The organism is Pedobacter sp. AW31-3R (genome assembly GCF_052180285.1).
GTDB lineage: Bacteria > Bacteroidota > Bacteroidia > Sphingobacteriales > Sphingobacteriaceae > Pedobacter.
Map to the genome: position 1 here is coordinate 4920432 of NZ_CP197475.1, position 15965 is coordinate 4936396.

The 15965-nt window shown below is 40.2% G+C and carries 13 protein-coding genes; 3 read left to right on the forward strand and 10 right to left on the reverse strand.

Translation table 11 applies throughout. From position 1 onward, the window contains the following. Positions 1-8: 8 nt before the first annotated feature. On the forward strand, positions 9-1364 hold the full coding sequence (locus tag ACSBL2_RS20185) for a lipopolysaccharide biosynthesis protein (RefSeq protein ID WP_442588361.1): 1356 nt from the start codon (positions 9-11) through the stop codon (positions 1362-1364). 16 nt (positions 1365-1380) lie between these two features. Here ACSBL2_RS20185 and ACSBL2_RS20190 read toward each other — a convergent pair whose 3' ends face one another. After that, positions 1381-2355, reverse strand: a complete 975-nt coding sequence (locus tag ACSBL2_RS20190) for a GlxA family transcriptional regulator (protein WP_442588362.1) — start codon at positions 2353-2355, stop codon at positions 1381-1383. A gap of 47 nt (positions 2356-2402) precedes the next feature. On the opposite strand from ACSBL2_RS20190, the gene ACSBL2_RS20195 reads away from it, so the two are divergent. Beyond that, on the forward strand, positions 2403-2699 hold the full coding sequence (locus ACSBL2_RS20195) for a Dabb family protein (protein WP_442588363.1): 297 nt from the start codon (positions 2403-2405) through the stop codon (positions 2697-2699). A 109-nt stretch (positions 2700-2808) separates the two neighbouring features. Here ACSBL2_RS20195 and ACSBL2_RS20200 read toward each other — a convergent pair whose 3' ends face one another. From ACSBL2_RS20200 to ACSBL2_RS20240, 9 genes are all read right to left on the reverse strand, one after another. Beyond that, positions 2809-3186: a VOC family protein gene (locus tag ACSBL2_RS20200; protein WP_442588364.1), complete on the reverse strand. Its 378-nt coding sequence runs from the start codon at positions 3184-3186 to the stop codon at positions 2809-2811. Between the two features lie 414 nt (positions 3187-3600). Next, a complete protein-coding gene (locus ACSBL2_RS20205) occupies positions 3601-4731 on the reverse strand; it encodes a cytochrome-c peroxidase (protein ID WP_442588365.1) in 1131 nt (376 codons plus the stop codon). 7 nt (positions 4732-4738) lie between these two features. Continuing rightward, positions 4739-5356 carry a hypothetical protein gene (locus tag ACSBL2_RS20210; protein ID WP_442588366.1) on the reverse strand — a complete coding sequence of 206 codons (618 nt, stop codon included), beginning with the start codon at positions 5354-5356 and terminating at the stop codon, positions 4739-4741. Positions 5357-5495: 139 nt separating this feature from the next. Beyond that, complete coding sequence (locus ACSBL2_RS20215) at positions 5496-6929, reverse strand: RagB/SusD family nutrient uptake outer membrane protein (protein WP_442588367.1); 1434 nt, start codon at positions 6927-6929, stop codon at positions 5496-5498. Positions 6930-6946: 17 nt separating this feature from the next. After that, the gene (locus ACSBL2_RS20220) at positions 6947-10228 is read right to left on the reverse strand and encodes a SusC/RagA family TonB-linked outer membrane protein (RefSeq protein ID WP_442588368.1); all 3282 of its coding nucleotides are present in this window, start codon (positions 10226-10228) and stop codon (positions 6947-6949) included. Between the two features lie 105 nt (positions 10229-10333). Next, a complete protein-coding gene (locus ACSBL2_RS20225) occupies positions 10334-11392 on the reverse strand; it encodes a FecR family protein (protein ID WP_442588369.1) in 1059 nt (352 codons plus the stop codon). A 95-nt stretch (positions 11393-11487) separates the two neighbouring features. Beyond that, on the reverse strand, positions 11488-12804 hold the full coding sequence (locus ACSBL2_RS20230; RefSeq protein WP_442588370.1) for a DUF4302 domain-containing protein: 1317 nt from the start codon (positions 12802-12804) through the stop codon (positions 11488-11490). 180 nt (positions 12805-12984) lie between these two features. Beyond that, entirely contained in the window at positions 12985-13935 is a 951-nt protein-coding gene (locus ACSBL2_RS20235) for a FecR family protein (protein WP_442588371.1), read from the reverse strand. A gap of 65 nt (positions 13936-14000) precedes the next feature. Beyond that, the gene (locus tag ACSBL2_RS20240; RefSeq protein ID WP_442588372.1) at positions 14001-14621 is read right to left on the reverse strand and encodes an RNA polymerase sigma-70 factor; all 621 of its coding nucleotides are present in this window, start codon (positions 14619-14621) and stop codon (positions 14001-14003) included. Between the two features lie 374 nt (positions 14622-14995). Between ACSBL2_RS20240 and ACSBL2_RS20245 the strand changes: the two genes are divergently transcribed. Next, positions 14996-15961 carry a FecR family protein gene (locus ACSBL2_RS20245; protein ID WP_442588373.1) on the forward strand — a complete coding sequence of 322 codons (966 nt, stop codon included), beginning with the start codon at positions 14996-14998 and terminating at the stop codon, positions 15959-15961. Positions 15962-15965: the final 4 nt, after the last annotated feature.

A 15965-nucleotide genomic window follows, 5' to 3' on the forward strand; every position in this document is an offset into this window, starting at 1 on the left:
TTTTACCTATGTCTTTAATAAAAAAAATACTTTCCTCTTTAAAAAACACACATATACAATCTCTTCTGGGGAATGGAGTTATGGGAATATTTGGGGTAGTGGTATTGGGTGTTTTGTACAGGGCGCTATCGGTACAGGAAATAGGTATATATGTTTTTTTCATGACCATGTGGGGTTTAATTGATACGCTGAGATCGGGATTCCTCACTATTTCCTTTGTAAAATTTTATGCAGGGACAGATAAAGAAAGAGGAAATGAGGTGTCGGGTTCAGCATGGGGACTGGCGCTAGCCGTAACAGCAGCTTCCATTGTCTTGAATATCCTCACTTTTCTTATTACTCCTTATATCACCAACGATGGAATGATTTTGTTTCTCAAATACTTCTCCATCGTTTCAATTGTATCTTTACCGCAGTTCATGGCTACGCTTGTGCTTCAGGGAGACAGCAGATTTGATAAATTATTATGGTTGAGGCTGATTAATCAGATACCTTTTACAGCAATTGTTATTGTACTTAGCATGCTGGGGAAATCCAGTTTAACAACAATTGTTATGACCTATGTAGTGTCTAATCTCATTGCAAGTCTGGCTGCTCTGATACTGGGCTGGACAAAATTTAATACCATTAAATTCTGTACGAAAGCAACCTTTATGGAGATCTTTCATTTCGGGAAGTACAGTATGGGAACTACCGTGAGTTCTAATCTCTTCCGGGTTACAGATATATTTTTCATTAATTTCTATCTCGGTCCGGCAGCGCTGGCGGTATACAACCTTGGAGGAAGACTAATGCAAATCATTGAGATTCCACTAATCAGTCTTGTTGCTTCAGGAATGCCGAGCCTATCCTCCCATTATAACAACAACAACAAAGAAGGGATGATGAATGTGATGAAGAAAATGATTGGTATGCTTTCCTTTGCTATTTTTGTTATCGCAGCGCTCTCCATTGTTTTCGCAGAGCCTATTATCATGATTATTGGTGGTGAAAAATATGTGGATACTGCTGCGCCTAATATCTTTAGAATTTTCATGAGTATCGCCATATTATATCCTGCAGACCGCTTTCTGTCTATCACCTTGGATGTCATCCACAAGCCTAAAGTAAACTTCTATAAGATACTCATCATGCTTGCCGCCAACGTCATTGCAGATTTTATTGGCCTGACCCTCTTCAAATCGGTTTATGCAGTCGCAGTGGCCAATGTGATCCCCGTGTTGATAGCCATCATTATATCTTACAGACCCATTAATGAATACTCAAAATTTAACTTCTGGCATATGTATACCGGGGGATATAGAGATGTAATGTTATTACTAAAAGAAATGTGGTCATCAGTTACCGGGAAAGAAAAAGCCTGATCATTTCCTATTCTGGTCATCCTGCATAAAACTTTCCCCTGTATTCAGTAGGTGTCATGCCAACAGTCTTCCTAAATACCTTTCTAAAGGCTTTAGGATCATTGTAACCAGACTTAAAGATCACTTCGGTCATCTGATCCGTAGTTTGTTCCAATAACTTTTTAGCCGCCTCTATACGTGTATGCTGCAGATATGCTATAGGCGTAATTCCTGTTACCTGTTTAAAACGACGGACAATATTTCTTCTGCTGGCAGGTATATCTTTAATCATTTCTTCGATGGTCCCGGTATTGTGGTAAGCCATTTCAATCTTTTGCTGGGCCATAGCCACCAGTTCATCATTATGCTGCTGCGAGATCTGAAAAGTACTGAAATAAGATTGATTCGCCCTATCCATATCTATCGAAAAAACTTTTGCCACTTTAACGGCAACAATCTTTCCGCAATACTGCTGAATCAGGTGGAGCATCAAATGAAAGCTGGAAGTCGCCCCGCCACTGGTATATAACCTGCCATCCTGGGTAACCGTTTTATCAGGCTGGAGATTCACATCGGGGAACGCGAAAGAAAAATCCTTACAGGCATCTACATGTGTTGTTGCCAGTTTGCCACTCAGCAAACCAGTCGCGCCCAATAAAAAAGCTCCGGTACAGAAACTCGCCAGACCAGCACCAGCTGCATACTGATGCTTCAACCAAACCAAAATCTCCTGATTCGTGCACAAGGCATGACCAACACTTTCATTGACAAATGAAGGGATCATGACCAGGTCCTGAACCGAACCATTATGAACAGATTCAAGCTGGTATCCATGAAACACTGCATCTCCCTGCAAAGACCAGGTTTTCTCATTATAGAAAAGCCGGATATCAAAAGGTACTGTTTTTCCCTCCTCCCTATACCACCTATTTACAGTTTCAAAAACATCCAATATAGCTGCTATGCTTAAGAGCCTATATTGCTGCGTAAGTAATATCCCGAGTTTTATCATTTGGTTATGATTTTTAGAACATTAAATTTGCAAAAAAAACTTATTATATGATAAATCATCACGTTTTATTTTGGTTAAAACCGGACACGACCGAAGATCAGAAAGCAGCCTTCAGAAAGGGCCTTGAATCCCTGGAGCAAATCGAAACTGTAAAGCACTTTCACGTTGGTACTCCTGCACCAATCGAGCGTGCAGTGGTTGATATTACTTATACCTTCTCTCTCGCCTTATTTTTTGAAGATCTTGCCGGTCACGATGTATACCAGGTACATGAACTGCACAAAACATTTTTAGATAACTTTCGCGGATTATTTGAAAAAGTAATCATATACGACGCGCACTAAACACGTATTTCTATAAGCATGATTGCCTGAATAAACGGGCAATCGTACTTTACTTCTCAACTGCAGTCCATGGAAAGCTTTGCAACCGCCAAGTCCTATCCTACCCCCCTCATTCTTCTTCCAGTACGGAAAGAATATTTCCCGAAGGATCCTTAAACCAGGCAATCTTTGGCCCTTCACCAAGGAAAACACCCTGGCCATCCGTCCTGAAGTGATCTTCATTATAAAGGATAAACGTAACTCCCCTTTTCCTTAATGCTTCCATTGCCTCTTGCAGGTCATCTACAGGGAAGTTAAGCACGGTAAAAGTTGCCGGTACATGGTTGGATTTACCATAAACGAATACATCACCCCCACCCGCAAGGTGTAAAACCAACTGCCCCATCCTCTTTGTCACTGTTAATCCCAGTAACTGACTATAGAATTCCTCGGCCTCAGGGATTTGGTTAACTGAAAAACCGCTGAATGCTTTACTATTTTTAAACATAACCTGACAGGTGAGATGAAAAATTAACAATTAAAGGGACAACAATTTCTCAGCTACGCTATAAAAAAGATATGTTCCGTATAATGATACGTAGCAAAGAATACCTGAGATTTTTAAAACATAAAAAATAAATGCATTCCTGCCTGCTTGCGGAATACATCAGCTAAAGAATCATGTAGTCTGTTGAACAACAGATCAAGACCGTAAGCAAGTAATGCATGTACATTTTTTGCCTTAAATTTATACCTTGTAGGTACTTTTTTTCTGAAAAAAGGTACCTACGAGGTATAGCAACCTACATACATTCAACACCGCCACAGGATCAGTGATCATCTCATGAAATATTCCTGATCTACAACTGCACCGGCAATTCCACAGCGATCTGATGTTCCATTAAACTGAATGCAATCTTCTTTATTCCGGCAATACTGGGGGAATGATTTTCTGTACCCTTGTACTGATAGATTTTAAAAAAGCTTCCAGTTGTAATTTCTCTGTCTCCGTTAAATTCAATTTTTTCAGCATCGGTGATTTCGGTGTTTTCAGGGAATCAGGGATGATTGAACTTCGTTGGAAAACCACAGGATTGCCCAGGTTATAAAGTTCGATCACATCCCGCAGCGAAGGGAAATTCCCATGGTGCATCCATGGCCCGGTAATATTGGTTTCTCTTAAAGAAGGTGTACGGAATGCGCCGATATCCTTCAAATCTTTGGTCACCTTATATCTTCCCAGGTCTTCCATGCGTGTACCCAATAAAGCCTGTCCGTCATTATGAAATTTATTGTCACTAAACAGCGGACTATTATGGCAATTGATGCACCTTGCTTTGGTACGAAACAAATGCAGTCCCATCACTTCATCATCCTGCAGCGCTTGCCTGTTCCCTTTTACAAAAGCATCAAAACGACTGCTTGTACTAACGATCCCCCGTTCAAATGTTGCTATTGCCTGTTGTATTCTTTCCAGATTTATTTCTTCAGTACCGAAGGCACTTTTAAACAAAGGCTGGTACCCCTTAATGAGGCCGATTTTTTTTACCATTGCACCAAGGTTATGGTTCATTTCTACCTGATCCTGCACCGGGAACTGTGCCTGGTCTTCCAAACTACTGGCCCTTCCATCCCAGAACAACTCTTTATAAAAAGCGGTATTTAAAATAGTGGAAGCATTTCTTGTCCCATTCTTGCGGTCATGTCCATACGCCACACGTTTACCATCACCCCAACCCAGTTCCGGGTCGTGGCAGGAGGCACAGGCAATTTGTCCGGACACTGACATTCTCGGATCAAAAAACAGCAATTTTCCCAGTTTAATCTTACTTTCAGAAAACGGATTGTTTGCAGGATATACAGCCTTACCCAAGTAACCGATATCCCTGAATCCAGCTTTTGCCTCTTCATCAAGATGAGCTTTCGGCCATTTTGCAGGATCGCCGCTATAAATTATCCTTAACTGATCTGCGGTATATTCTTTATCCTGTAAAAAAGCGGTAAACAGGATAAAGAGAAATAAACCAACTAATACAAGAGAAGTTCTTAACATGTGTTTTTTAGTTAAGTGACAAAGCCGTCACGCTAAATTTATATAATACCGTTTGACCAGGGCCACCAATGGCAGTTTCATCGAAGGTGACCTTGAGGTCAATCAGCTGTGTACTCTCATCATACGTCCCTCCACCACTAATACCGATCGTGAATGTTCCTGCTCCCCCGACTTTTGTAATGACCACATCCTGTGTCCTGATTTTCACAATTCCTGTTTTAGCCCCTTCATAATCCGGAAAAAATTGAAGGACTTTATCTGCATTGATAGCAGCAGTTTTTATATTACTACCACCTATTTCAGTGGTATACAACCTGACCATATCAAACATAGAAACACCGCTATCTACTACATATGGATTGGTAAATCCGATATAACTGGGATCATCTGCAGATACGGTAGGATAATGTCCACGAATGCGGTTGGTCCATTTTTCGGTCGACGGATCATACCTGTAAACATACAACTCATAAAAAGAAGTATTTTTATAAAAGGTATTGATGGCGGAAGAAGAAGGTGCTTCCAATGGTAAATCCGGGTACAAGTCCTCTTTCGCCGCCGGTTGCTCTTTCTTACAGGCAGTGAACAGGGTAATACTCACTAAAAATGCAAATAATGTTTTCATTTGAATATAATTGATTTTTCTGTAGGGTTATTCAGTTTTTATTTATTGTTTTCAAGAACTCGCTGAAGCTCGGTTATTGAGTTTTTATTAGCCTTCATGTTACCTGAGGCAGTTTTAAGTATAAAATATCTTCAACCCATCAATATCCCTGGTTTTGTATCATATTGTTATTGGTATTGATCGTTTCTGCTGGAAGGGGCATCACCAAGCGAAAATCATTAGCCTGAATATCACACATTTGTGCTACACAGTCTGTTCTCACAATATTCAATCTGCGTCGTGCCAGATCGAATGAGAAATTCCCTTCAAATGCAAGTTCCTTTCTGCGCTCCAATAAAACAGCTGTAATCAGGTCTTCTTTAACGGTAAGATTCAGGTCTTGTGCAGTGGCATCTCCACGTTTCCGGATCGTATTCAAATCTGCATTAGCCTGTATAAAATCAGGATTGCTTTTTTCCAGCGCTGCTTCCGCCCTGATCAGGTACATTTCTGATAATCTTAACAATTTGACCGGTGTTTGGGAAGTCCCCCCTGCGGCATATTTTTTAGTATAATAATAATTCACATTGAGCAGGGTCAGGCTATTAAACATTGCCGCCCTTCCACGGACATCGTTATCTCCATATAAAGAAAGTAGATCTGTTGTTGCGGCATACATTCTATAGGTATTATCCGCAATATCAAAATAACCACCCAGTCCCGTACCTGCAAAATCAGTCTCTATAGCCAATTCAAAAATAGATTCCGATGAAGGCACACGGCCTGTCCAGCTACCAGCATATTCCGCATTATTGAGCAAGGTATATCGGTTACTTCTGATTACCTCATCAGCCAAGGCATAGGCTTCATCCCATCTTTCACTATAGAGATATACTTTTGCCAATAAGGCTTTCGCTGAATATTTAGTGAAGAAGTTCTGTTGATAAGCTCCGTTGAGCACACCGGAATTGGTATCATCAAAGGTGGCGATCGCCTCGGTCAGGTCATTGATAATCGCCTGAAAAGACTGGGCGCAGGTAGACCTCAGCGGTGAAGGATCCGTAAATAAACGGGGAACCAGGTTAATGGTAATCCCCAAATGGCTTCCATCTGCGGTATAATTATAGGGTCTTGCAAAAGTGCGCAACAAATCAAAATGATTCAATGCCCTGATACATTTTGCTTCAGCAATCAGTTTCGCCTTATCAGCAGCACTCCCCTCAGCTGAAGGCGTATATTTGATAATGTTATTCACATTATTCAGTTCACTGTACATGCCTGTATAACTGGCATTAAATGAAGAAAGTAAAGGCGTATAATCCAAGAGGTAAACATCTTCCAGGCTTAAGTTTACAGATTTGCTGAATTTGATATTCCCAGCTATAAGATCGGGATATACAATCATATTTTTGAGGTAATGTTCTGATTCCAATAAGGCACCGTAAGCACCTGCAAGGGTAGTTTTAGCCCCGGCTAGATCTTTAAATATATCTTCCAGTGACATCTGGTCTGTAGGTTGTTTGTCCAGCAGTTTTTCGCAGGAAGTCAGACTGAATGTTAAAGTGAGTAAGAATAGTATTGAATATCTTTTCATGTTCGTATGCGTATATATTAAAGTCCAATCTTTATCCCGGCGGTGAAAGCCATGGATTCAGGGGTTGTAAATCTGTGTTCAGCTATGCCATTTCTGCCTTTAGTCCCAGCATCCTTATACACATAGAAGAGATTTGTACCATTGACAAACACTGTTGCCCTGGACAGGTGAAGCCTGCTGGCCAATTTTTCTGTTAAACTATATTTGAAGGATACATTCGATAACTTGAAATAACTTGCATCATATAAATAACGTGATGAATTGCTCACAATAGTCCTGTTTATCATCAGTTTAGGCACACCAGTTATATCTCCCGGCCGTTGCCACCTGTCGAGCAGGTTCACACTCTGATTACGGTTTTGCAGGTTCCTGCCATCGCTCTGATCGACATAACTGACCAAAGCATCGGCTCCATAGCTGTAAATGACATTGAATGATAAAGAGAAGTTCTTCAGACTGAAACTATTCACCATTCCCCCCTGAAAATCAGGTAATCTGTCACCCAGCACAGCGGTAGAAGTAATGGGCAGGGAATTGACCTGCGAGGCAGTCATCACTGTACCATCAGGTCCATAAAATTGTTCTGCACCCGTTAATGGGTCTACCCCAGCCCATTCATATCCATAAATGGCAGTAGTACTATTTCCTTCTTTCAATCCTGCAGCATCTGTCGCGGTACTGAAAAGTGAAGTGTATCCTTCATTAAAAGAGATAATCCTGTTTTTATTGGTCCCCAGATTGTAGGAAATATCCCAGTTAAAATTCTTGGTGCGTACCGGGCTCGCCGTTATACTCAATTCAAACCCTTTGTTCCTCATGGTACTGGCATTCGCCGATATCCTGGTAAATCCTATTTCCTGTGGGACATACACTGAAGAAATCATGTCTTTTATGGTATTCTGATAATACTCTGCAGTCACCTGAACTTTATCAAACAGGTTGAAATCAAGTCCGAAGTTCAATTTCAAATTCTTTTCCCAGCTTAAATCAGGGTTGGGAGAAGCCATATCATCCACATACGAAGACACATTTCCTGCGTAAGAACTTCCCGATGCTGTACCGAAAGTATAGAGTCCACGGGCAGAATAATTACCTATACGGGAGTTTCCTGTGGAACCATACGTCGTTCTCAACCTTAAAAAGGTCAGTGTTTTATTATCTTTCAGAAAATCTTCTTTTGAAATAATCCATCCCAAACCCAGGGATCCATTGAAGGCCACCTGACTATCGCCCCCAAAAATGGACGATTTATCGATACGGGCATTGACATTGGCATAGTATTTTTTATTCAGGTCGTAGCCCAATTGGGAGTAATAGGATACTGTTGCACTGGAAGTATTTGATGAAGCAGACGATTTTACACTTGCAGCACTCAGTACACGTAACCTGTCGTAGGTAAAGCCAGTACCTGATCCCCTTAACAAATTTGTTTCGCTATTCTCTATCTGCGTACCCAATAAAAAGTTCAGCGTATGTTTTTCATTAAAGGTTTTGTCGTATGTTCCCTGCAGAAAACTGGTATATCCAAGCCGGTTACGGTCATAAATCCTCAGGTTACCATTGAGCGTAGCACCGGTAGCATTTAATCCGGATGCATATTGTGTTTGCCTGTTCTGGTAAGAATCTGCCCCGACCACACCAAAGAAGCTGATCTCCTTATTCAACTTATAGGTGGCATTCAGCTGGGCCATCACTTCAAGTCCTTTGTTCTTATTCTCATTCTGGGCTAACACCGCCATCGGATTAGGTACGCCCAAAAAGTCCGTATAGGATCCATCTGCCTGATAGGGTGATAAATTAGGAGGTAAGGCAACATCCCCATAATTGGATAATGTACTGCTGGTGGTATAGGTTGGACTGACATTAAACCCGATCTTAAACTTCTCATTTACCTCGTGGTTCATATTGAAACGCAAATAAAACTTTTGAAGGTCATTGGCAACCCCGCTCGATTGCTGATCACGGTATCCTGTGGAGAAACGGAAGGTAGTTTTATCAGATCCTCCTGAGATATTCAATCCCGCATTCTGATAGGTTGCATTCCTCGTGGTCAGGTCCAGCCAGTCGGTATTCGTGGTACTGCTGCCTGCCAGCTGTGATGCATTTGTCGCCGATGTTCCCCCATTGATATACGCTTCTCTCAGCAACCTGTAATATTCATTGCCACTCAGCCATTTAAATTCATTGATAAAGGTAGCCACTCCGGTATCATAGTTAAAATTGATATCTGTACGACCTGCCGTTCCTTTTTTTGTAGTAATGATAATTACCCCATTGGCTGCATTTGCACCATATAAGGAAGATGCGGTAGCATCTTTTAATACGGAAATACTCTGGATATCATCAGGATTGATATTGGATAATGGGTTGAGGTAATCTTCGCCATTAAACACAGAACTTTCATTGGCACGTTGCTGCTCATAGACAGGAATTCCATCGATTACGTATAAAGGCTGACTGGAAGAGGTTCGCCCCCCCAGAATACTGATCAATGAACCCTGTCCCCTGATATTGATTTTCACAGGGGTATTCAGTTCTGTATTGGTTTCTACATAAACCCCGGCCACGAGTCCTTCCAGCATTTTGTCGAAACTTTCGATGGGGCGTTCTATCTGTAATTGCTGTGCAGTAACCTGAGAGATACTCCCTACCACTTCCTCACGTCTTTTATCTTTTGTATAAGAACCGGTAACTACTACTTCATCCATACCAAAAACATCATTCTTAAGGTTTATGGTCAGATAACTTTGTTTGCCCAGCCTCACTTCCTGCGGCTTCATCCCTATATAGTTGAAAACCAGAACCACATCATCAATATGGTCTCCATTCAGCTTATAAGTAAATTCACCTTTATGATTGGTTACAGCTCCCTGCCGGGTACCTTTCTTGTAGATATTTACTCCGGGAATAGGTCTGCCGGTTTCTTCCTCATTGACCACACCAGTAATTAACCTGAAGTTAGCAGCTGTTCTTTTTGCTGACCTTCTGATGGAGATCGTAGCACCTGCAATATTAAAATCAATATTTAATTCATTTGATAAGGCATTCAGAGCCTCCTGAAGAGTAGATTTTGACCGGATACTCACCCGTTGCTTGGTATCAATTTCAGATTGATCGTAATTGAAGTTGGAGCCTGTTTGTTTTTCGATACTCCTCAATACGTCTACAAGACTAGCTGAGCCGAAATTTAAACTGACAGGCTTGTTCGCCTGGGAATTTATTTGTGCATTTCCGGTCATGTTGAAGGCCAGCGAGATTAAGATTAAAAATAGTAGATATTGCCTGTAATTGTTCCTCATCCTTTGTGATTAAGATTATTGTGATTGATAATTGGTGTGTAATGGTTTGTGATCTGCTATTGGGGGGATAAAATATAAGTGTTGCTTCACAGGGGACTACCTGTTTCATTTGAACACGATGGTATGCTTGAGTTCTTTAAACTGAAGATTTTTAGCAAAGCAAATGCTTTTTACAACCGTTAGATAGTCAGTTTTAATAAACTGTCCTGTATAGTTCCAGTTCCTATCGGCAGATTCATTTTTGAGCGTGATCCCATAGAGATGTTGAAATTGAGCTGCAATGTCTTCAAATGAAGCATTCTTAAATATCAATGCACCGGATAACCAGGCGGTAACTTCAGATTTTTCAAAGGAAGATTTGGTAAGGGAAGCCTGCAAGGTATTGAACGTAGCCATTTCCGAAGGCTGCAATATCAATTTATCAGCCTTCACCCCGGCCTGAACTTCTACCCGGCCTTCCAGCAATGCAATCCTGATATCCGTCTGTGCCGGATAGGCTGAAATATTAAATACCGTTCCCAGAACAGTGGTTTTTGTTCCGCTGGCATTCACCGTAAAAGGTTTGGCCTTATCTTTTGCAACTTCAAAAAGTGCTTCCCCTGAGAGTTGCACCTCACGTTTGTGGCGAGAAAATACCTTTGGATATTTTAGTGTACTGTTGCTATTCAGGGAGACCTTCGTACCATCGCTCAACCATAGTGTGGTGACTCTACCATAGGCATTGTGTTTGGTCACGTATTCTATTGCGGGTTCGCTGCTGTACTGGTGATAAAAGTACAATCCACCCAGGCAACTGAACAGGAAAATGCTGCAGAACACCAGCATTTGCTTGGTTTTATAAAATGGAGTAGACTGTTCAGCGAAAGTAGCTGTGTTTTCCAAAGGATTATAGATTTCCCTTTCTTCTGTATCGGCATCATGAACGGACTGTCCATCCAAAAAGTCATCAAACCGGTCGAATACATCCTGCAATTCTTCTTCATTAAGCCTCAAATTTAATGCAGCCAGCAATCGTTCAGCATTCAGCACCTCATCCAGTTTCTCAGGGTGGCAACTGATCCAGTTAGACCAAAAGATTATGGCTTCCTCGTCTGTTTGTAAATAATAAGCGATAAACGACTCGTCACTTGCAAAATCCTCTGCCTGATATAAATTATAATCCATTCTATCGTGCCATTTTTTTAATTCATTGCCATGAATTGCCTGGCATTACTGACTAGAGTAGCAAACACACGATTTTTACCAGAAAAAAAATAAAATTATTGAACAGTACCGCTGAAAGCGAAATCAGGATGCTGAATACTCTGAAACTGCCCCAGTAGCTGCCCCGTTTGGGGATGGACCAGGAAATCCAGCTTAAAATTATCGGTATCCAATCTCTCTGAAGTTAAGGGAGCCATACTTTCTCCAATCAACATGGCATTACCCGTCATGGCACCTGGAATGAATTTATAGACTCCGGCAGCAGTCTTGGTGTATTTATAAGGGAAGTTAGCCAGAAATTTCGAGGTACCCTGATAAATATCAGCGGAAAAAATTAGTGAAGGAGAAGAGGTACTGAAAGTAAAAACCAGCCTGTCGAGCCGCAACCTGTAAGATCCGCTAAGGGCTATGGCAGCAACATTTGCCCTCCTGCTGATAAAGTCGGTCGACCAGCCTGGATAAGTGGAAACAGAAGGTACAATGATTGTACGGTAATAGATCCCAAACAGGGTATGTAAAGGCAATACAGGTGTGGGCGAAACCTGCGTATATACCCTTTGCCCATCCACTATAGCAAATAATTGCGATATAGTGGTATCCCAATAAAACTCCTTAATTGTTTTATTTTTATAGGTTAGTGGATTTTGCAGCAGTATACCGTTCAACGTAAATGCAAATGCAGAGGACTGATTATGGATGATGCCACCATCTTCCCATGTCATGCTAAAAACCTTGCTGAAGTAATTGAATGAGGTCTGTATTTTAGTCTCATCCCCCAAATTGAGGTATAGATATGGATTATTCCTGATATAGGTCACACTGGATTGTATGCTATTGTACAAACCTTTTGATTGAAATGACTGCTGCTCGGCAGCCGTAGCTTTAACTAAGATGAGTTTACTTTCCAGCAACTTCCCATTCAGGAATAAAGTATCACCCGACTGTTTGTTAAAATTAAATTCGAAATCTGAATAGGGAGCCCATGTTGCTTTTCCGCCAAAGGTGGCCAGCCCAGTTTTGGAAAGACCATACATATAATTGCTACTGTTAAAGAATAAAGAAGGTATTCCTTCCAGGTTAATCAGGTAGGAACTTTCCGCGCTTAAGGCCGACTGGTCTGGGCCCAGGTCTGCATACATATGCACCTGTCTGGTCGTATCAAAGTCCATATAGAAGGAAAATCCGGCTCCGGCAGATGTAAACAAATAAGCCTTCCAGCCAAAATTACTTACAGTCAGTTCCATGCTCTGCTGGGAAAGCTGCTGTAACAATCCCTGGTCGATTGTACTGCGATCAGCTACAGCCTGTTCGTCCTTTTTACAGCTATATAATATGCTTATGAAAAACAAAGTATATATGAATAACTTTTTCAAGTGGGTCTGTTTTAGCTGACTGAAATGTAATCTTCTATCTTAGAAGACGAAGATAATCATTTTTAAATGAGTAAGATCGCTCCACTTAAAACAAATCTTATGGGATAACTATGCCATACTCTTGAGGAAACCAGGCCCAATACAGACATTCCTCAACTCCATCTTTTCTATAATCCGGAATCACCGCATATTGATCGTTATGGATTCTTTCTCCCGAACAATATGCATTTTATAAGTTTGCTTTAACACCGATAACACCTCTTCCAGCGTACTGTCTTTAAAGTTCGCATTAAACTTTTTATTGGCATGCAGGTCATCCCGGAACACAATCTTCACCTTATAATAGCTACTTAATTGTCGGCATACTTCATCCAGGGGCATATCAACGAATTCAAGTTCTTTAGTGAACCAGGAATTGGCATTCGCCGCCGTCTCCATCGTTATTTTACGGTTCAATATATCGTAGTTTAATGCCTCTCCCGCCTTGAGGATAGAGGGCTGACTCACTGAGTTGGGGGAGAACATAACTTTACCGGTAACCACAGCAAGTCGGATAGATTTTTCCTCGTAATCAATATTAAAAGAAGTTCCCAGAACACTTACCCTAGATTGGTGAATATTCACAAAAAACGGACGCTGGACATCCCTGTGCACTTTAAAAAAGGCCTTTCCTTTTAAAAGGAATAATTCCCGTAGGGTATCATTTAGTACTTTGGCGTATTTTATCCTGCTATGGGCACCAAGGACAACGGTAGTACCATCACTCAGACGAAGAGAATCTATTTGCGCATTGGTTTCCTTAACCAGGTAAAATTCTTCCGCTTTTTTAGGATAAATAAAAAAAATGGTGAGCATTGCGAAAAATACAGCGGCAGCAATTTTCAACCAAATGAATCCTTTCTTTTTAACAATGATTCTTTCCTGAAATTTCCGTACAGCAGCTGCATGGTCTATGCCTTCCAGCCTGTGTGTTAGTGGTGCAGTATCCCAGATGAACAATGTTTCCTGATAGATATCTTCATATTCAACAGATTCAAGACGCTGGTCAGCAACCTGTTGAGCCAATACTTTATCTCCTGGAGCATTAAGGTGGTTCAGAATTTGAGCCTGAATGGCTAACTCGTCTTTCAATTGTTTACCATTTAATCTTACAACAAATAAATATACCGATCTTCATCATCTTTCGGAGAAATCTGCTAAAATAAAAATATAGATATCAGCGGTAAGAAACCAGATTTTGAAGAGCTATGCGGAGAAACATTCTTTTTACCTATACGTGATCTCAATATTTTTAAAGCATTCCCCATATGATTTTCTACTGTTTTTTCAGAAATTCCGAGTTCAATAGCTATATCTTTATATTTCATTCCTTCTAAACGACTCAATTTAAATACATTACGACATTTTTCAGGTAAAAGTTCTATTTCTTTATAAAGCATAACAATCATTTCATTCTGGTCATTGATTAGTTCAATATCATCATCTGTCAGATTTGCAGCAATTTTTAAATGATGTTTTTCAATGTTCCTCTGCCTGTTTACATAGTTTAAGGAAGAATTTACGACACTTCTGTACAAGTAAGATCTGATCGAACTGACGTTGAGCAATAAATCTTTATCTTCCCAGATTTTCAGAAATACGTCCTGAACAATTTCCTCAGCAATGTAAACATCTTTCACATACTTGTCTGAAACCAAAATTAACTTTTGAAAATTATTGGAATAAAAATCAGTAAAAGCATTCTTATTGTTATGCTCAATCAAATACAGCAAATCCTGCCCACTTACAATAACGTCGATTGCTTGATTAAATTTCATTAGGTTATTTAGGTATTTCCATAGCAAAAAGGTAGAATCATGATACAGACACCCCAAATTAACATTTATCATCGATAAAAAAGAGAAAATTAGTATTTCATTAAAATTAAGTAACCAGATTGTTGCTTAAAAGCTGTTCCTGTTAAGAACTATTATAATAGTTTCATGCTGCAGTGATTTTGTAAAAAACAGACCATACTCTCCTAAAATGCTCCGCATCAAGCGAAATTAAAAGAAAAAAACAGCTCACAAAACATCGAAAAGCGCAACAAAAATCCTTAATAACTATTATTTTATTTTTTTCAAAACAAAATAACAATTATGACTAGGGGTTTTTCAGACATTATTTGTCTTATTAGCAAAACAGCAGGAAATTGGAGGAATTATTATTACAGGAAATCATCCTGAAACACTTTAACAACCCACAGGATGCCACATTAACAGAAAAAGTTGAGGCATTGAGAGGGAGTTCAAAAGAATTTGAGGCTTATTATCAGGAAACAAAAGAAATATGGGAAAAATCTGCTGAAACAGCTCAGTTAAATAAAATTAACCCTGAAGTTTCCATAAAAACCTTCAGAAATAAATTAAATAAAAACTTTGCAAGTAGCACAAAGAAGTTTAACTGGCTGAGAAATATTGCCGCTGCATTTTTTATTGTCTTACTGACTATCTGGTTATATACAGAAAACACCAGGGTCAACTATATCGTTAAAGAAACAAAAGAACAGATTGATTCAGTTTCTCTGAGTGACGGAACCAAGGTAATGCTGGCAAGCCATAGTACAATCAGCTACCCGGAAAAATTCACTGCTCAGGAGCGGGCAATAAGTTTAATCAAGGGACAGGCTTTCTTTAATGTGCATAAAGATCCTTCCCATCCTTTTACCATCAACATCCGGAAATCAAAGGTCTATGTACTCGGTACTTCATTCAACATCAATTATACACATGCCGAAATCGATGTCTCTGTAAAAACAGGCGTGGTAAAGTTTAGTCCTGACGAAAAAACTGCCCCTTCCATCCTCACCGCAGGCCAGGCCTTGAGCTATAATTTCATCCAAAGCAGCCTCACCATGGAAAAAAATCCGAATGCCAATGCGTGGCTCACTAAAGAACTCAGATTTGTCGATTTACCCTTAAACCAGGTTTGCAACGAACTGAGTGAATACTACCATGTAAATATTATCCTGTATGATAAAATGCAGACTACAAAGATGTTTAATGCAACTTTTACCAATAGTAGTCTGGATGAAGTCCTGACTGTACTGGAAGCAACCTATCAAATAAAAATCAGCAGAAAAGACAGCACAATTATTATAAAGAACATACACAACTAAACAA